This window comes from Enterobacter sp. DN (genome assembly GCF_046054285.1).
Lineage (GTDB): Bacteria > Pseudomonadota > Gammaproteobacteria > Enterobacterales > Enterobacteriaceae > Enterobacter > Enterobacter hormaechei_C.
In genome coordinates, this window is sequence record NZ_JBJJTG010000006.1 from 209,979 (window position 1) to 228,461 (window position 18,483).

Here is an 18,483-nt window from a genome sequence, read left to right on the forward strand (position 1 = left end):
CTCACATTCATCCAGGAATATTTCCGCCCTCCTCTCAGGAATGGCTAATTGACACTCCCGCCACCCGCCATTTACCTTATAAGCAGTCTGAACATCAGACTGTTATATATTTGTTACCAATATGAATAATAAAATGTATTTCGCAGGATGACGTTAAACAAGGAAAAGAGATGAATATATTCGAACAAACACCGCCTTCACGCAGGCGCTATGGACTCGCCGCGTTCATCGGTTTAATTGCAGGGATCGTCTCCGCTTTTGTCAAATGGGGAGCCGAAGTGCCACTTCCGCCACGCAGTCCCACCGATTTATTCACCGGCGCATGCGGACCTGAGCAATTAATAAGAGCCGCAAGCCAGATTGACTGCTCCCGCAATTTTTTAAACCCTCCCTATGTATTTTTACGCGACTGGCTGGGCGTTACTGATCCTAACGCAGCCGTTTATACATTTGCCGGACATATATTTAACTGGGTCGGTGTGACCCATATTATTTTCTCAATCGTCTTCGCTGTGGGGTATTGCGTTGTTGCGGAAGTCTTTCCGAAAATTAAACTCTGGCAGGGTTTGCTGGCGGGTGCGTTAGCCCAGCTTTTTGTGCATATGATCTCCTTCCCGCTGATGGGTCTGACGCCACCGCTGCTTGAGTTGCCGTGGTATGAACACGTGTCAGAGATCGTGGGGCATCTGGTCTGGTTCTGGTCGATCGAAATCATTCGTCGTGACTTGCGTAACCGCATTACTCACGAGCCTGATCCAGAGATACCGCTGGGTAACTTACGTTAAAAAAAAGGCGCTACATCTGTAGCGCCTTTTTTAAGCATCCTAAGATCAGGCCGTGCCGCCCACCGTCAGATTATCCACTTTCAGCGTAGGCTGACCGACGCCCACAGGCAGGCTCTGGCCCTCTTTGCCGCAAACGCCCACGCCGTTATCCAGTTTCAGGTCGTTACCGACCATGGAAATCTGCTGCATGGCCTCAATGCCGGAGCCAATCAGGGTTGCGCCCTTCACCGCTTTGGTCACTTTGCCCTTCTCAATCAGATACGCCTCTGAGGTAGAGAAGACAAATTTGCCGGAGGTGATATCCACCTGACCGCCGCCAAAGTTTGGCGCGAAGATACCGTAATCAACGGATTCGATAATCTCCTGCGGCGTGGACTGGCCCGGCAGCATGTAAGTATTGGTCATGCGGGGCATCGGCAGATGTGCGTAGGATTCACGACGGCCGTTACCCGTCGGCGCAACGCCCATCAGGCGCGCGTTAAGCTTGTCCTGCATGTAGCCTTTCAGTACGCCGTTTTCGATCAGCACGTTGTACTGACCCGGCGTACCTTCATCGTCGATAGAAATCGAGCCGCGACGGTCGAGCATGGTGCCATCATCCACCACGGTACACAGCTCTGAGGAGACAAGCTGCCCCATCTGACCGCTGAATACGGACGTCCCGCGACGGTTGAAATCACCTTCCAGGCCGTGACCGACCGCTTCGTGCAGCAGCACGCCCGGCCAGCCTGCGCCCAGTACCACCGGCAACGTACCGGCTGGTGCAGCCACGGCAGACAGGTTGACCAGCGCCATGCGCACGGCTTCTTTTGCCCATGCATCCGCACGGGCTTCGCCGTCGACATCACCCAGGAACCAGTCATAACCAAAACGACCACCGCCACCGCTGGAGCCGCGCTCGCGCTTACCGTCGTCTTCAACCTGCACGCTGATAGAGAGACGCACCAGCGGGCGAACATCCGCCGCCAGGGTACCGTCCGTCGCTGCCACCAGGATCAGTTCATAAACCCCGGTCAGGCTGGCAGAGACTTCCTGCACGCGTTTATCCGCCGCGCGAGCCACTTTGTCCACGCGACGCAGGATGTCCAGCTTCTCCTCGCGGCTCATGCTTTGCAGCGGGTCGATGCTGGTATAGAGCGCAGCGTGCTGCACTTCACCCAGCGTTTTCACCCGTCCGTCGCCCGTATCGCGCACAATGGTTCGCGCCGCCTGCGCGCTCTGCTCCAGCGCGGCCAGGCTTATCTGGTCTGCATAGGCAAAACCGGTTTTTTCGCCGCTGACGGCGCGCACGCCGACGCCCTGGTCAATGTTATAAGAGCCATCTTTAATGATGCTGTCTTCTAAAACCCAGGATTCGTGATAGCTCGACTGGAAATAGAGATCGCCGTAGTCGAGGCGGCGTTCGGTCAGTTGACCAAGAATGGAGAACAGGTCCTGATGGCTCAGGCCGTTCGCTGCGAGCAAATGTTCACTTACCAGGTTCAGACTCATCTATTGCTACTCGTTCGTTGCCGCCCGTGGCGGTATAAAGATCGTATTTATTGAGAGTGAGGCAATTACCTGCCCACGTCAAATCATTGCTGTGCTTCTTTGCGCGGCTGGCGCAGCACCTCATTAATCTGTGGTTTATCAACCGGCCCGGTAATGCGATAGCGCAGAATCGAGACTTTGCTCCAGAGCGGCCCCAGCACTTTACTGGCCGCAAACACCGCCGCCCCGACAATAGGATTGACCACAAAGGCTGCCGCAACGCCCACGCTTGCGGAAATCTCCGGCGCCACCACGGCTTCCATATCCAGCTCGCGGCGCACGAGATCCACTGACCCTTTCATCGCGATATCCGCTTCCAGGCCGTCCACCAGCGTGTCGTCGGTGTGCAGAACGCCGTCTTTGATCCACGCCGTGCTGCGAATGGAATCGTAGTAGAAACCTTCGCTGAAGGTGTCGCTAAAGTCGAAGCGCAGCTTGCGCAGCAGCGCGTCAAAACTCAGCAGACGCAGGATCTGCCCGGCGCGCCCCGTGCTCACATCGGCAATCTCCCCCTTACCGAAGTGGGTTTTCAGGATGCCGTTAAGCGAAGCTTCATCGGGTGTCCATGGCGCTGCGCGCCAGTGCAGATCGTAATTCACATCGAAGGACGATCCGCGAAGCGGCGTGCTAATGCCGAAGAAGTTAGCTGCGGCGTCCAGCTTGTTGCCTTTAATATCGCCTTTCAGCGAGGTGCGCTGTTCACCCGGTTTGTTCACCCATTCGCCAGCGGCAGTCATGCGGCCAAAGCCGGTATCCACCAGCCCACCAGAGAGGCTCAGCGTATTGCCCTGAATAGCAAAATCACCGTCGATACGGCCATATTTTTGCCCCCACAGCCAGCACTCCGCACAGCGCAACTGGAGATCGGGCCAGCCGCTGAAATCCACGCGCGACCTCCCACTGCCACTGACAGGAGAAGTGCTTGTCGACTCTGCTTTAGACGCCGTAAAGGTCGGATTGTAATAGAGATAACGGATAGCCGCCTGCCATGGCGCGTGATCGCGCATGGTCAACGAACCGTTGATCTCACGCCCCTGCGCCTCGACCTTTGAGCCGTTTACCGTCGGCCGGGAGACAATACTCAGGTTGTTCCACTGCTGCCCGCCCAGCGTCAGCGCAGGCGTGCGCAAGGTAATGGACTGCGGGAACTGCGCCGTTTGGTCGACGTTTTGCCCGACACCTTTCTGGAACAGTGCCAGCCACTCTGCGCCATCCATCGGCGGGAGATTCAGTTCAACGCCCGCCTGCTCCGGCAGCGGCGGCGTGGTACGGCTGTCCGTCGTCCAGATCGCTCTGTCCAGCGTCAGCTTGCGGTTAAGCAGCCAGCGGCTGTTGAAGTGGTTTGTTCCACCAGCGTTTCCGGTTAAATCGAAGCTGTTAAGGTTGCCCGCAACCTTAACATTGACGGGCAATGCTTCACCGCTTTTCTTATTCAGCGGCGTGGGAAGTTGGCTGCTGAGGTTTTTCAGATCGCCCGTAATGTCGACGTTATAGCGCGCACCGGCATGATAAGGCAGGTCGATGGCGACCTTGCCATTCCATGACACCGCGCCGTCCACCGCATTCTCAATCGGCTTCGGCAGAACATCCATGCGTGACGGCTGCCAGTTCGCGTCCATATTGACCGCCACCTGGTAGGCTTTATCGCCCTCGGTGGTGGAGAAATCGATATTGACGGGTTGATTGAACCAGGTCGCTTTCAGCGGCTCACTTTTCAGCGTGCCGTTAACAAAGCTGAACTGACCGCTGAGGTTTTTCAGCGTGCTGTCCAGCGGCTTGATATAGAGGCTGTTGTTATTAAGGCTAACGTCGCCTTTGGCGGTGGTCATTTCACCGTCCAGCGGGATATCCAGATGTAAGCGAGCATTCACATCGCCATCTAACTGCAACTGCTGAAGGGTGGCTGCCAGGGAGTCATTCAGCGGCGTATCTTCAAAGTACGGGCCAACCGCTTTACCTGGCCCCTTAATATCCGCATCAATCAGCAGTTTCTCTTTGGAGTAATCCGGGATGTTTGCCGTCAGGTTGCTTGCCGTTACGCCGCCCAGCGCAACGCTGTCCGTCTTCATCCACAGGCCGTCATTCAGGAAGTTGAGTTCAATATCCAGATTCTTCAGCGCCGGCCAGTCCGGCTGGAAGGCATAGGTGGCGTTGCGTAGAGGCACCAGAACCTGGAACTGGCCTTCGTTGTGCTTATACGGGAACAGGTGCGGGTTGCCGCCGTAGACCAGCGTGGCGTTATCCGCCTGGCCGCCCTGAATAGCGCCGCTGAGATAGTCCACCAACGCTTTCCCCATCAGGTTTTCCGGGAAGTAGCGCCACGCCTGCGAACCGTCATCCGTGCTGATGCCCGCCAGAATACCCAACCACGGCTCATCGCCTTCAGGCTGTAGATAACGGAAATTACCGCGGGCATGTACCGCTTTGGCTTTCACATCGATATCGCGGCCATCGAGCTGAAAACCTTTGTCATTCTTCAGCCAGTTGAGGGTGGCATTTCCCTTTTCGATCTCCAGTGGCGCACGGAAGACCGTTTCGTACGGCATTTTCGCGTCCTGCATTTCTGCCGTCAGCCTGCCGTTTTCCACGCTTCCTTCCAGTTTACCGCTGAAGTGCTCGGCACCCGGCAGCAGTTTCCACTGTTTCCATGCGAGATTTTTCCATGCCGCCTGAAAACGCGTCTTTTCCGTAGCCTGGAGCGGAATATCCAGCGCCAGCCGGTTTATCTGCCCGCTCGGCTGCGTCGCCAGCCAGATTTCGCCCAGCTCCGGGGAGAGTTTTGCGGCCATTGAACGCAGCCCTTCGATCGCCGTCAGATCCAGGTTACTGGCGCGGATACGCAGCTCGTCGCTGCGTTTACCGTTTATCCCGCCGACGTCCTGCTCCGGCATCCACGCCAGCGTCAGCGCGCCGCGCGGCCAGGGTTTGTTATCCATGGAGATGCGCGTATCCGGTATAGCGAACTGCCAGCCGCCTTTATCCTGCGTCACGTGTGCGGTGAGGTTATCGACGGAAAGTTGATGCTGATGGTTTTCCCCTTTCCAGCTCGCGCCCCCCTGCTTAAGCCAGATATCGCCGCTGGCGAACGTCCCGTTCGTCAGGGTCATCCAGCCTTCCAGGCTGAAGCGCGCGGTCTCCAGCTGCATGTTCTGCTGTAGCCACTCACCGAGCCACGGCTTCACGTCCACGTCGTCCGCCTGTAGCCACACCCTGCCGTTGTTCAGCAAGCCATTGTCGTCACGCAGATCCATCCGCACCTGCATAACGCCGTGCTGCCCGTTCAGGCTGGAGAGATTCACCTGCCCCTCGGCGCGGTGGCGATCTTTCCCGTTTAACCAGGTCAGCTGTGGGATCGCCAGCTCAGCGCGCTGGCCGGAAAGAGTAATAAAGCTCACTTCGCTGTCGCGCAGATCAAAATGATCGAACTGCCGCAGGAACAGATCGCTGATACGGCTGGTTTCCAGCCCCCGATCGCTGTCGCCGCTTCGCAGCGGCGTGTTAGTCATCAGCTGAAGTTGCCAGAAGGTGAGATCGCGAAACTGCCAGCGCAGATGCAGCAGGCTTTGCCAGATATCCAGCGCCAGGGTGACGCGTTTGATTTTGAGGTGGCCGCCATCTTTCAGGCCGGCGCTGATATCCCGGGCATCTAGCGTCGGGCCAAAGTTCTGCCAGCTTGCCTCGATATGACTCACGTCCACCGGCAGGCCGGTGGCGGATTCGATTTTTGCCAGGATCTGCGGACGCCAGCTGTCCAGATGCGGCAAGGCGAGACGCAGCCCGCTCACGAGCAACGCGACAATCACGACCAGCGTTGCCCCTGTAAGCAGTAAAATCCCCGGCAATCGCCTCACGCGTCTCTCCTTGTCAGCCTTAAATCTCGCAGCGAACTGCGTTTACATCATGACGACGTCAAACTGCTCCTGGTTATAGAGCGGCTCAATTTGCACTTTTACCTGTTTGCCGACAAAGATTTCCACTTCTGCCAGCGCGTGCGACTCTTCCCCTTTCAGGGCCTCCGCCACCGCAGGGGAAGCATAGACCAGAAAACGGTCTGAGTCGTAGGCATGATGGACACGGACAATCTCACGCATGATCTCGTAGCAGACCGTCTCCACCGTCTTTACCGTTCCGCGTCCATGGCAGGTTGGACACTCATTACACAGGACATGTTCCACGCTTTCGCGGGTCCGTTTCCGGGTCATTTCCACCAGACCGAGCTGCGAGAAGCCATTGATGCTGGTTTTCACGCGGTCCTTACTCAGCGCCTGCTCCAGTGAGTGCAGCACGCGACGGCGGTGATCTTCATTGTTCATATCGATAAAGTCGATGATGATAATGCCGCCCAGATTACGCAGACGAAGCTGACGCGCGATGGCCTGCGTCGCTTCTATGTTGGTGTTGAAGATGGTGTCATCGAGGTTGCGATGGCCGACAAACGCGCCGGTGTTGATGTCGACGGTGGTCATCGCTTCGGTTTGATCGATGATCAGATAGCCACCCGATTTCAGCTCAACCTTACGCTCCAGCGCACGCTGGATTTCGTTTTCAACGTCATAGAGGTCAAATATCGGCTGGCGTCCGGTGTAATGCTCCAGCAGCCCCGGCATTTCCGGGATGTACTCGGCGGTGAACTCCAGTAAGGCTTCATACGTCAGACGGGAGTCCACGCGGATGCGGTCAAGCTGGGCGTCGGCGAAATCACGTAATACGCGCTGAGCGAGCGCCAGCTCACCGTACAGCCGGTAGCGGGTCTGGTTGCGTTTTTTACGCTCCATCACTTTGGTCCAGACGCGCTTCAGGTAGGCCGCATCCGAGGCCAGATCTTCTTCGCTGATCCCTTCCGCCGCGGTACGGATAATAAACCCGCCCTGCTCGTCGCAGTAGGCGCTGACCACCTTTTTCAGGCGCTCACGCTCGCTTTCGCTCTCAATACGCTGTGACACGCCGACGTGCGACGCCCCCGGCATAAAGACCAGATAGCGTGAAGGCAGGGTGATGTCGGTGGTCAGACGCGCGCCTTTGGTGCCAAGCGGATCTTTTACCACCTGTACCATCAGATCCTGGCCCTGACGCACCAGCTCAGAGATGTCGCGCACGGCAAACTGCTTTTGCTCTTCGCCTGCCACACATTCGGTGTGCGGCATGATATCGGAGGCATGTAAAAACGCCGCCTTATCGAGCCCAATATCTACAAAAGCCGCCTGCATACCCGGCAGGACACGACTGACACGACCTTTGTAGATATTGCCTACGATTCCGCGTCGCGCTTCACGCTCAATATGAATTTCCTGGAGAATGCCACCATCAATGTAGGCCACACGGGTTTCCGATGGCGTTACGTTTACCAACAATTCAGCCGTCATAATTATCCCTTCCCTCACGCAGTGAGTTAAAATTGCTCAGCAACTCATACGTTTCCACCAGCGGTAAGCCGACTACGGCGTGATAGCTGCCATTTATCTTCCTGACAAAACAGCCACCCAACCCTTGAATACCGTATGCACCTGCTTTATCCATAGGTTCACCGCTGGCGATATAGCCGGCGATCTCCTCGTCGGTGAGGACTCTGAACGTCACTTCCGTTACCACAAGGCAATCCAGAACGTACTGGCTATCTGCCAGCGCTACCGCCGTCATCACCTGATGGGTTTGTCCGGACATATTACGCAGCATCCGCGCCGCATGGTCTGCGTCGCGGGGTTTCTCAAGCACCTCACCATTGAGAATAACGATGGTATCCGCACCCAGCACCGGTAAGTCACGCGGCACGCATGCCACGCCCGCCTGCGCTTTTTCACGCGCCAGACGAGAGACATACTGCTGAGCGCTTTCACCCTCAGCACGTTTTTCTTCGATACCGGTAACGATGCGTTCGAAGGAGACACCCAACTGCGCGAGCAGTTCCTGGCGACGCGGAGAACCGGAGGCAAGATACAAAGACGTCATAGAAACCTTTTATTGCACGGCAAACTGCTGGCGAATTTTACGCATCAGCAGGAACAGCCACGGCCAGAGCACACCGTTTACTACACTACTCCAGAACACTTCCGGTCGGAAAGAGACGTTGATCACTAAAAACTCTGCCCAGAAAACAACGATATCCGCAGCGAGCGACAACAACATCACTACCAGCGCCTGTTGCCAGAGCGCAAGGTTACGAAAGAGCTGGAATTTGAGTGCGACGAGATACGCAATAATGCTCATGGATAAGGCGCGGACGCCAAGCGTAGAGCCACTGATAAGATCCAGTATGGCACCCATCACAAAACCTGTGCCGACATTTACGCGGTGCGGCAGGGCAAGGATCCAGTAGAGCAAAATGAGCAATACCCAGTTTGGCCGGAAAACAAGAATGTCGTCCGGCCAGGGCATAATTTGCAGCAACAGTGCAACGAGGAATGAGAGCCAGATTACCCAGCGCCCCTGGCTACGATAACTGGCCACTACTGCCCTCCACCCGAGACTTGCGGCGGTGGGGGCGCATCCGGCAGCGGCTGCGTTAACCCCGTCGCCGGAGCCGGTACGGGTGCAGGTGGTCCCATCGCATCCGGCGCAGGCAGCACCTGCGGCATCATCTGCATCAGGCGTTCGTTGGCCACGCGATGCACATCTTCCGGTGTCATCGGGTTAGCGCCGTTACGATCGGCGCCCCACAGCAGCAACAGGTAGCGCAAACGCTGCAAGCCGGCCGTTGGACGCGCCTGAATCACGGTGTAGGCACGCTGAGTGTCGAGCTTCACGGAAGAGACAACCGCAACCGGGTAGCCCTCAGGGAAACGACCGCCCAGACCGGACGTCACCAGCACGTCGCCCACGCGGATATCCGTGTTGGCAGGCAGGTGTTCCAGTTGCAGATCGTCCGTGCAGCCATTACCGGCGGCAATCACGCGAATATCGTTACGCAGCACCTGAATCGGCAGTGCATGGGTGGCATCGCAAATCAGCAACACGCGGCTGGTCAGTTTGGCAACCGCCACAACCTGGCCCACGACGCCCTTATCGCTGATGACAGGCTGACCTTCGTATACGCCGTTCACGCTGCCTTTATCAATCACCACCTGATCGCTGTACGGATCGTTTACGGTGGAGATCACCTGGGTGACCATTTTCTGTTCATCCTGGCGCAGCGGCGAGCCAAGCAGTTCGCGCAGACGGGCGTTTTCCTGCTTATATTGCCCCAGCATCAGCAGCTCGCTATTTTTCAGCAGCAGTTCCTGGCGTAACGCACGGTTTTCGAGTTCGAGCTGGTCACGCGATGAGAGCGTTTGCGACACGGAGTCGAGCAGTTCACGGGGACCATTTGAAATAAAGTAGAAAGGACTGACGGCGGTATCCATGTACGTTCGGATCTGGCTGAACGTACCGAGGCGGCTATCGGCAATAATGACCCCGAGCGCAACCAGAACCGCCAGGATCAGGCGAAACTGTAGCGACGGGCCACGGCTAAAAATTGGCTTCATAGGCTATGCGTATTCTCGCGTCAGAGAGAAAGGGTAGCGAATTGCTACCCTCTCACACCCGACTACTCTTCGCTAAACAAGTCGCCGCCGTGCATGTCGATCATTTCCAGCGCCTTGCCACCACCACGGGCGACGCAAGTCAGTGGATCTTCTGCAACTACGACAGGAATACCTGTCTCTTCCATTAACAGGCGGTCGAGGTTACGCAGCAGCGCACCACCACCGGTCAGAACCATACCGCGCTCGGAGATATCGGAAGCCAGCTCTGGCGGGCACTGTTCCAGCGCAACCATCACCGCGCTCACGATGCCGGTCAGCGGCTCCTGCAACGCTTCCAGGATTTCGTTGGAGTTCAGGGTGAATCCGCGTGGCACGCCTTCAGCCAGGTTACGACCGCGAACTTCGATCTCGCGTACTTCATCACCCGGATAGGCAGAACCGATTTCATGCTTGATGCGCTCTGCGGTTGCTTCACCGATCAGAGAGCCGTAGTTACGGCGAACGTAATTGATGATGGCTTCGTCGAAACGGTCGCCGCCGATACGCACGGAAGAGGAGTACACCACACCGTTCAGGGAGATAACGGCCACTTCAGTGGTACCGCCACCGATATCCACCACCATAGAACCGGTAGCCTCAGAAACCGGCAGACCCGCACCAATTGCCGCAGCCATCGGTTCTTCAATCAGGAACACTTCACGCGCACCGGCACCCTGAGCGGATTCACGGATCGCACGGCGTTCAACCTGGGTTGCGCCAACCGGCACACACACCAGCACGCGCGGGCTTGGGCGCATGAAGCTGTTGCTGTGAACCTGCTTGATGAAGTGCTGAAGCATTTTTTCGGTCACGAAGAAGTCAGCAATAACGCCGTCTTTCATAGGGCGGATCGCGGCGATGTTGCCCGGCGTACGGCCCAGCATCTGCTTCGCATCATGACCTACTGCGGCCACGCTTTTTGGCGAGCCGGCACGATCCTGACGAATGGCCACAACGGAAGGCTCATTCAATACGATGCCTTGTCCTTTTACATAAATAAGGGTATTCGCGGTACCCAGGTCAATGGACAGGTCATTGGAAAACATGCCACGAAATTTTTTCAACATACTAAGGGATAATCCTGAAAGCTGGGGCGGAAAACAAAATCCGCTTACTTTACCAACCACACGCAGCAGCGACAAGGCGCAAAAATCGTCTGCTACGGTGAAAATTAGTGCAGCACGTTTCCTTTGTTACAAATTCATCCCCTGAATCCCTCAGGGCTGAGTAAACAGCAGCGTCCCTCACTTTCACTTGTAACCCACTAAAGGTCGTTCACTGGCTTTTATGCTCGTCTTACTCAAAGCTACAGGCGCGATATTCTACGTGAAAACAAAGTAAACGGCAGGTCAAACAGAGTATCTTTGCAAATATTTTTTCACATTGGTGTCAAGCGGCTGAGAGGCGGCAAAAAAATCCCCCTGACCGCCCGTCACGCCGCGCTCTGTCAACATCTGCCATTCACTACGTGAACGTACGCCTGTGGCAAATACTTGCGTTTGCGTTCCTTTGCACGCTTCCACCAGGCTTTGTACCAGCAGCTGGTTTTCCGTGCGTTTTTCAATATTCCTTACCAGACCCGGATGCAGCTTCAATAATTCAACATCCAGCTCTTTGATCCAGCGGGTGCTCACCAGCGTCAAACCCGCCTGGGTTACCGCCACGCGAGCCCCAAGCGCATTGATTAAACGCACTACCGGGCGCAACCGGCTGATGTGTTGACCTACATCTGCCTCTGCAAGTTCAAAAATAATGCGTTTGCGTTGCGATTTTTCGCATTGCATTAACGTGTCACGTAACCAGCGCTGGAAACGCGGACGGATCAGCGATTCGACGGTCACCTGTAAAGCCAGATTTTCTTCAGGCCAGTACGATAAAAACGGAATGAGACGGGTGATTTGCTGACGGTCATACTCTTCGGACAATCCGAATTGCAACACCATGGGCAGATATTCCGCGGAGATAACCTCTTCAGTGCCATCAAAAATACGGCACATCAGCTCACGATGATGAACATGACCATTCTTCATGACCGCCGGTTTTTGATAGATGCGCGGTCCGCCCCGGCTCAGCATCTGTTCAATCAGGGTTCGCCAGCGCACGTTGCCGCGCCCTTTCTCCGGCAGCGTATCATCATAGACTGCCCAGCCGTTCGCCCCCTGCAATACGGCGTTACGCGTGGCCGCTTCCGCATGTTCCATCACCTGCTCCGTCGACTGACCGCCGCGCCAGGCACAGATGCCCATATGCACCATATCGTCTCTGTCGAGCATTTTGCTCTGGGGCAGCGCATCGACGGCTTTCAGCAGCTGGCTGGCGATACTCTCGGACTCCTTTAAGGTGCGATGCGGCAGCAAGACGGCAAAATCGCTGCGGTGGTAGCGTGCCAGTAACGCGCCGGGGTAGCGCATAATAAAGGTGGACAGCAGGTTAATCAGCGTAAAGAGGTTCTCTTCCGCCACGCGCTGACCCCAGGTATCACGGAGCAGATCGAAGTCGGGCAGGCGAATCATCATTACCACGCCATGCGTACCCACCTTTTCGGGGTCATCAAGAAGCGTAGCCAGCTGATTATCAAAGAAGAGACGGTTGTTGAGGCCCGTTTTGTTATCCTGCGCGGCGTAAGAGCGAATCAACGTGTCCATACGGCTACGCTGATCGCTGGCAAACTGGATTTCGGAGAGCAACACGTCCAGGGCGCTACTGGTGCGTGATGGCCATTCATAAACCGATCCCCGCACCTGTGGACCCCGTTCGCCATTCAGTATCCGCACGGAGCGTGTTTCCAGCAGCTCCTGGCCGGAAAGTTGACGACGCTGCCAGCGAACGGCGAGGAAAATCAGCAGTACGATAAAGGCAACGGCGATGGTTAAGGGCGCGGTGGTCATAAGCGAGCGTAAATAGTTGCTCATCGGATCCTGGTACATTAGATGAATTGTCATACCCGGATGTTTAAGTGAATTAACCGTGACGTCCCGATACTGATCTACCGTGCCGGCAGGACGATAGCTGCCCTGGCGGGTATGGCTGAAAACGGTCTGCTTCCCCTGTTTAATGTCGATCTGCACGATATCCACAGGCACCATTAACTCATCCAGCTCACGCGAAAGCGCCGGGAAGGAGGTTGCAATCAGGCGAGTGTCGATAACCGATGCAACCGATTCAACCCGGTTAACCAGCTTATCCTGGATGGCATTGTAAAAGCTCAGCGAGCAGCCGATTAGCGTGACAAATATGGTCAGCCCCGTCAGCAAGGTGATAAAAGCTGAGAACTTCGTCGTTAATCGCATCCTTGAGATTACTCCGTGGGTTGAAGGGGGGTGCAAGTGAGCACTAACTTGCATTTCAAATGCGGCATACTACCAAACCTGGCGTATCTGGCAATTTATTGCGTTAAATCGGCACTGCGTTTCATTGAGCGAGTATAGTCATCAGAACATATTTTCCCATCATCAAACCTAGTGAGGACCCAGTATGCAGGCTTTGATCTTAGAACAGCAGGACGGCAAAACCGTTGCCTCAGTGCAAGCCATCGAGGAGAGCCGCCTGCCGGAGGGCGACGTGACCGTAGATATCGACTGGTCCAGCCTGAACTATAAGGATGCGCTGGCCATTACGGGAAAAGGTAAAATCATCCGAAATTTCCCGATGGTGCCAGGAATCGACTTTGCAGGCCGCGTACATACCAGTGAAGATCCACGTTTTCACGCCGGACAGCAGGTGCTGCTCACCGGCTGGGGCGTAGGTGAAAACCACTGGGGCGGACTGGCAGCGCAGGCGCGCGTAAAAGGTGACTGGCTGGTCCCGATGCCGAAAGGCCTAGACGGTCGTAAGGCGATGATCATCGGCACGGCAGGTTTCACCGCCGTGCTGTGCGTGATGGCGCTGGAAGAGGCCGGGATCCGCCCTGACTCTGGCGAAATTGTCGTCACCGGCGCCAGCGGCGGCGTGGGCAGCACGGCCGTCACGCTGCTGCACAAGTTGGGGTATCAGGTCGCTGCCGTCTCAGGCCGCGAAAGTACGCATGATTATCTACGTCAATTGGGCGCAAGCCGCATTCTGAGCCGCGACGAATTTGCCGAAACCCGCCCGCTGGAAAAACAGGTCTGGGCTGGCGCAGTAGATACCGTCGGCGACAAAGTGCTGGCGAAGGTGCTGGCGCAAATGAATTACGGCGGCTGCGTGGCGGCCTGTGGTCTGGCGGGCGGTTTTGCCCTGCCGACGACGGTGATGCCATTTATTCTGCGTAACGTGCGTCTTCAGGGTGTCGATTCGGTCATGACCCCAGCCGAGCGGCGAGCTGAGGCCTGGGAACGTCTGGTGCAGGATCTGCCAGCCTCATTCTTTGACCAGAGCGCCACTGAGATTACCCTGAGCCAGGCGCCAGAGTTCGCCAATAAAATCATGGACAACCAGTTCCACGGTCGTGCGCTGGTTAAAATCGCCTAATCTTCAAATTTTCGTGACATATTCGCGCTAACCCTCCTCCTCCGTCATGCTTAGAAAAACGCCTGACGGAGGATGCCATGAAAACCCGAAAACTGACGGAAGCCGACGTAACGTCTGAATCTGTCTTTATGCTACAGCGCCGCCAGATCCTGAAAATGCTTGGCATCAGCGCCACCGCCCTGACGCTCACCCCTGCGGCCCATGCCGATCTGCTCGACTGGTTTAAGGGCAACGATCGCCCGAAAGCCCCCTCCGGCGCACCGCTTAACTTCACCAAACCGGCGCAGTGGCAGAATAAACTGGCGCTGACGCCGGAAGATAAAGTCACCGGCTATAACAACTTCTATGAGTTTGGTCTCGATAAGGCCGATCCTGCCGCCAACGCCGGGAGCATGAAAACCGATCCCTGGACGCTGAAGATAGATGGCGAGGTGGCAAAACCGCTGACGCTGGATCATCATGACCTCACCACCCGCTTCCCACTTGAAGAACGCATTTACCGTATGCGCTGTGTAGAAGCCTGGTCGATGGTGGTGCCGTGGGTAGGTTTCCCTTTGCATAAACTGCTGGCGCTGGTTGAGCCCACCAGCAACGCGAAGTATGTTTCCTTCCAGACGCGCTACGCCCCGGACGAGATGCCAGGCCAGAAGGATCGGTTTATCGGCGGCGGGCTGGAGTATCCCTACGTTGAAGGTTTACGTCTCGACGAAGCCATGCATCCGCTTACGCTGCTTACCGTTGGGGTTTACGGCAAAGCGCTGCCGCCGCAAAACGGGGCGCCCATTCGCCTGACCGTACCGTGGAAATACGGTTTCAAGGGCATCAAATCGATCGTCAGCATTAAGCTCACCCGTGAACGCCCCCCCACCACCTGGAACCTGGCAGCGCCTGACGAGTATGGTTTTTTTGCCAACGTTAACCCGCACGTTGACCATCCGCGCTGGTCGCAGGCAACGGAACGTTTTATCGGCTCCGGCGGCGCGCTGGATGTTAAACGCCAGCCAACGCTGCTGTTTAACGGCTATGCGGATGAGGTGGCATCCCTCTACCGTGGGCTGAATTTACGGGAGAACTTCTAAGTGCGTTTAACGGCAAAGCAGATAACCTGGCTGAAGGTACTCCTGCATTTAGCAGGATTGCTCCCCTTTATCTGGCTCTTCTGGGCAGCCAGCCAGGGACAGTTCAGTGCCGATCCGGCGAAAGATATTCAGCATTTTACGGGTCGGATGGCTCTGAAATTTTTGCTGGCGACCTTGCTCGTCTCACCGCTGGCGCGCTACGCTAAACAGCCATTATTGATACGCACCCGTCGGCTTTTAGGGCTATGGTGCTTTGCCTGGGCGACGCTGCATCTCACCAGCTACGCCCTGCTGGAACTGGGCATTAACAACCTGGCACTCCTTGGCAGCGAACTGGTGACGCGTCCCTATCTGACGCTGGGTATCGTAAGCTGGCTGGTTTTACTGGCGCTGACGCTGACATCCACGCAGTATGCGCAGCGAAAACTGGGTCGACGCTGGCAACTGCTGCACAACTTCGTCTATCTTGTCGCGATCCTCGCCCCGATTCATTACCTGTGGTCGGTGAAGATTTTATCCCCTCAGCCGGTCATCTACGCCCTGCTGGCCCTGGCCCTTTTAGCGTGGCGTTACAAGAAGTTCCGCCAGTGGTTGCGATAGTTCACGAAACTGTGCGTTTTCCCGCAGATTATTTATCAACCGCGAATCTTTTTCGGATAGCGGTTGATAATCTTCCCTGATAAGACCAGTATTTAGCTGCCAAATGCTACGAAATCGTTATAATGTGCGACTTCGGTTTTCCGGACAGGGGTTTTAGGCCTCTGAAAGGGTGACAATTGCGCTTTGAGGGTATATGTTGTTTTTTACCCGAAAATCGCAGGAGATAGCGGCACAATGGCTGACAAATTCCAAATTTTAGTATTGAACGGTCCGAACCTGAACATGCTCGGCACCCGTGAGCCAGAGAAGTACGGCACGCTGACATTGAGCGAAATTGTTAACCGTCTGAGTACGGAAGCAGCCTCGCTGAATGTGGATTTGGACCATTTTCAGTCAAACGCGGAGTACGCAATCATCGACCGTATTCATCAGGCTAAAGACACTGTGGACTATATCCTGATCAATCCGGCCGCGTTTACGCACACCAGTGTTGCTATACGCGACGCACTGCTCGCGGTGAGTATCCCGTTTATCGAGATCCACCTGAGTAACGTGCACGCCCGAGAGCCGTTCCGCCACCATTCCTACCTGTCAGATATCGCCGCTGGCGTGATTTGTGGGCTGGGTGCAGACGGCTATTCATACGCTTTACAGACAGCGGTAAAACGCTTGTCACAATCACACTAAACAAGAGTACGGAACCCACTCATGGATATTCGTAAGATTAAAAAACTGATCGAGCTGGTTGAAGAATCAGGCATCTCCGAACTGGAAATTTCTGAAGGCGAAGAGTCTGTACGCATCAGCCGTGCAGCCCCGGCCGCTAGCTTCCCGGTAATGCAGCAAGCTTACGCTGCGCCAGTGCAGCAGCCTGCGCTCTCCGCAGCCGTTGCGCCAGTGGCAGCAGAAGCGGCACCTGCGGCTGCAACAGAAATCAGTGGTCACATCGTACGTTCCCCAATGGTTGGTACTTTCTACCGCACCCCGAGCCCGGACGCGAAGGCGTTCATCGAAGTGGGTCAGAAAGTCAACGTAGGCGATACCCTGTGCATCGTTGAAGCCATGAAAATGATGAACCAGATCGAAGCAGACAAATCAGGTACTGTGAAAGCGATCCTGGTCGAAAGTGGTCAGCCGGTAGAATTTGACGAGCCGCTGGTCGTCATCGAGTAACGAGGCGAACATGCTGGATAAAATTGTTATCGCCAACCGTGGCGAGATTGCACTGCGTATTCTTCGTGCCTGTAAAGAACTGGGCATCAAGACCGTGGCCGTGCACTCAAGCGCGGATCGCGATTTAAAACACGTATTGCTGGCGGATGAGACGGTCTGTATCGGTCCGGCTCCGTCCGTAAAAAGCTATCTGAACATCCCGGCGATCATCAGCGCCGCCGAAATCACTGGCGCGGTCGCGATTCACCCGGGTTATGGTTTCCTCTCTGAGAACGCCAACTTTGCTGAGCAGGTTGAACGCTCTGGCTTTATCTTCATTGGCCCGAAAGCCGACACCATTCGCCTGATGGGTGACAAAGTGTCTGCCATCACCGCGATGAAAAAAGCCGGCGTGCCAACCGTACCGGGCTCTGACGGCCCGCTGACCGACGATATGGATGCTAACCGCGCCCATGCTAAACGCATTGGCTATCCGGTGATCATCAAAGCGTCCGGCGGCGGCGGCGGTCGCGGTATGCGCGTTGTACGCAGCGATGCTGAACTGGCGCAGTCCATCTCCATGACCAAAGCGGAAGCGAAAGCGGCTTTCAGCAATGACATGGTGTACATGGAAAAATACCTGGAAAACCCACGCCACATCGAAATTCAGGTGCTGGCTGACGGTCAGGGTAACGCAATCTATCTGGCAGAACGTGACTGCTCCATGCAGCGTCGTCACCAGAAAGTGGTCGAAGAAGCGCCAGCGCCGGGCATTACGCCGGAGCTGCGTCGCTACATCGGCGAGCGTTGCGCTAAAGCGTGTGTCGATATCGGCTATCGCGGGGCGGGTACTTTCGAGTTCCTGTTCGAAAACGGCGAGTTCTATTTCATCGAGATGAACACCCGTATTCAGGTTGAACACCCGGTTACCGAAATGATCACCGGCGTTGACCTGATCAAAGAACAGCTGCGTATCGCAGCCGGTCAGCCGCTGTCCATCAAACAGGAAGAAGTTGTGGTTAAAGGCCATGCGGTAGAGTGCCGTATCAACGCCGAAGACCCGAACACCTTCCTGCCAAGCCCGGGTAAAATCACGCGTTTCCACGCGCCGGGTGGCTTTGGTGTGCGCTGGGAGTCCCATATCTACGCCGGTTACACCGTACCGCCGTATTATGACTCAATGATCGGTAAGCTGATCTGCTACGGCGAAAACCGTGACGTGGCCATTGCCCGCATGAAGAACGCCCTTCAGGAGCTGATCATCGACGGGATCAAAACCAACGTTGATCTCCAGATGCGCATTATGAGCGACGAGCACTTCCAGAATGGTGGGACTAACATCCACTACCTGGAGAAAAAACTCGGTCTGAACGAGAAGTAAGAGACCAG

At 55.9% G+C, this 18,483-nt stretch carries 15 protein-coding genes; 7 read left to right on the forward strand and 8 right to left on the reverse strand.

Annotated elements, in window-relative coordinates:
- Positions 1-170 precede the first annotated feature (170 nt).
- On the forward strand, positions 171-785 hold the full coding sequence (locus tag ACJTMZ_RS16055) for a YagU family protein (RefSeq protein ID WP_047741474.1): 615 nt from the start codon (positions 171-173) through the stop codon (positions 783-785).
- 45 nt (positions 786-830) lie between these two features.
- On the opposite strand, the gene tldD is transcribed toward ACJTMZ_RS16055, so the two are convergent.
- The 8 genes from tldD to csrD form a co-directional block, all read right to left on the reverse strand.
- Positions 831-2,276, reverse strand: a complete 1,446-nt coding sequence (tldD, locus tag ACJTMZ_RS16060) for a metalloprotease TldD (RefSeq protein WP_017382710.1) — start codon at positions 2,274-2,276, stop codon at positions 831-833.
- 83 nt (positions 2,277-2,359) lie between these two features.
- Complete coding sequence (gene yhdP, locus ACJTMZ_RS16065) at positions 2,360-6,166, reverse strand: AsmA2 domain-containing protein YhdP (protein ID WP_252010982.1); 3,807 nt, start codon at positions 6,164-6,166, stop codon at positions 2,360-2,362.
- A 42-nt stretch (positions 6,167-6,208) separates the two neighbouring features.
- The gene (gene rng / locus ACJTMZ_RS16070; RefSeq protein ID WP_003860405.1) at positions 6,209-7,678 is read right to left on the reverse strand and encodes a ribonuclease G; all 1,470 of its coding nucleotides are present in this window, start codon (positions 7,676-7,678) and stop codon (positions 6,209-6,211) included.
- Entirely contained in the window at positions 7,668-8,261 is a 594-nt protein-coding gene (locus ACJTMZ_RS16075) for a nucleoside triphosphate pyrophosphatase (protein WP_003860403.1), read from the reverse strand. Before ACJTMZ_RS16075 ends, rng begins: the two co-directional genes overlap by 11 nt.
- A 9-nt stretch (positions 8,262-8,270) precedes the next feature.
- Positions 8,271-8,759: a rod shape-determining protein MreD gene (mreD, locus tag ACJTMZ_RS16080; protein WP_003860402.1), complete on the reverse strand. Its 489-nt coding sequence runs from the start codon at positions 8,757-8,759 to the stop codon at positions 8,271-8,273.
- Positions 8,759-9,775: a rod shape-determining protein MreC gene (mreC, locus tag ACJTMZ_RS16085; RefSeq protein WP_003860400.1), complete on the reverse strand. Its 1,017-nt coding sequence runs from the start codon at positions 9,773-9,775 to the stop codon at positions 8,759-8,761. The genes mreD and mreC overlap by 1 nt, the downstream gene beginning before the upstream one ends.
- Positions 9,776-9,837: 62 nt before the next feature.
- Positions 9,838-10,881, reverse strand: coding sequence for a rod shape-determining protein MreB (gene mreB, locus ACJTMZ_RS16090; protein WP_000913396.1), 1,044 nt, complete (start codon positions 10,879-10,881; stop codon positions 9,838-9,840).
- A 282-nt stretch (positions 10,882-11,163) separates the two neighbouring features.
- Positions 11,164-13,104 (reverse strand): RNase E specificity factor CsrD, encoded by a 1,941-nt coding sequence (gene csrD, locus ACJTMZ_RS16095; protein WP_032669091.1) that lies wholly within the window; start codon positions 13,102-13,104, stop codon positions 11,164-11,166.
- Between the two features lie 184 nt (positions 13,105-13,288).
- Here csrD and ACJTMZ_RS16100 point away from each other — a divergent pair, with 184 nt between their 5' ends.
- The 6 genes from ACJTMZ_RS16100 (at position 13,289) to accC (ending at position 18,475) form a co-directional block, all read left to right on the forward strand.
- The gene (locus ACJTMZ_RS16100) at positions 13,289-14,263 is read left to right on the forward strand and encodes an acryloyl-CoA reductase (RefSeq protein ID WP_252010983.1); all 975 of its coding nucleotides are present in this window, start codon (positions 13,289-13,291) and stop codon (positions 14,261-14,263) included.
- Between the two features lie 77 nt (positions 14,264-14,340).
- Positions 14,341-15,342 (forward strand): protein-methionine-sulfoxide reductase catalytic subunit MsrP, encoded by a 1,002-nt coding sequence (gene msrP / locus ACJTMZ_RS16105; RefSeq protein ID WP_015572016.1) that lies wholly within the window; start codon positions 14,341-14,343, stop codon positions 15,340-15,342.
- A complete protein-coding gene (gene msrQ, locus ACJTMZ_RS16110; protein ID WP_003860393.1) occupies positions 15,343-15,942 on the forward strand; it encodes a protein-methionine-sulfoxide reductase heme-binding subunit MsrQ in 600 nt (199 codons plus the stop codon).
- Positions 15,943-16,176: 234 nt separating this feature from the next.
- Positions 16,177-16,629: a type II 3-dehydroquinate dehydratase gene (aroQ, locus tag ACJTMZ_RS16115; RefSeq protein WP_003860391.1), complete on the forward strand. Its 453-nt coding sequence runs from the start codon at positions 16,177-16,179 to the stop codon at positions 16,627-16,629.
- A gap of 21 nt (positions 16,630-16,650) precedes the next feature.
- Positions 16,651-17,115: an acetyl-CoA carboxylase biotin carboxyl carrier protein gene (accB, locus tag ACJTMZ_RS16120; RefSeq protein ID WP_015572018.1), complete on the forward strand. Its 465-nt coding sequence runs from the start codon at positions 16,651-16,653 to the stop codon at positions 17,113-17,115.
- Between the two features lie 10 nt (positions 17,116-17,125).
- Entirely contained in the window at positions 17,126-18,475 is a 1,350-nt protein-coding gene (accC, locus tag ACJTMZ_RS16125; RefSeq protein ID WP_003860388.1) for an acetyl-CoA carboxylase biotin carboxylase subunit, read from the forward strand.
- Positions 18,476-18,483 lie beyond the last annotated feature (8 nt).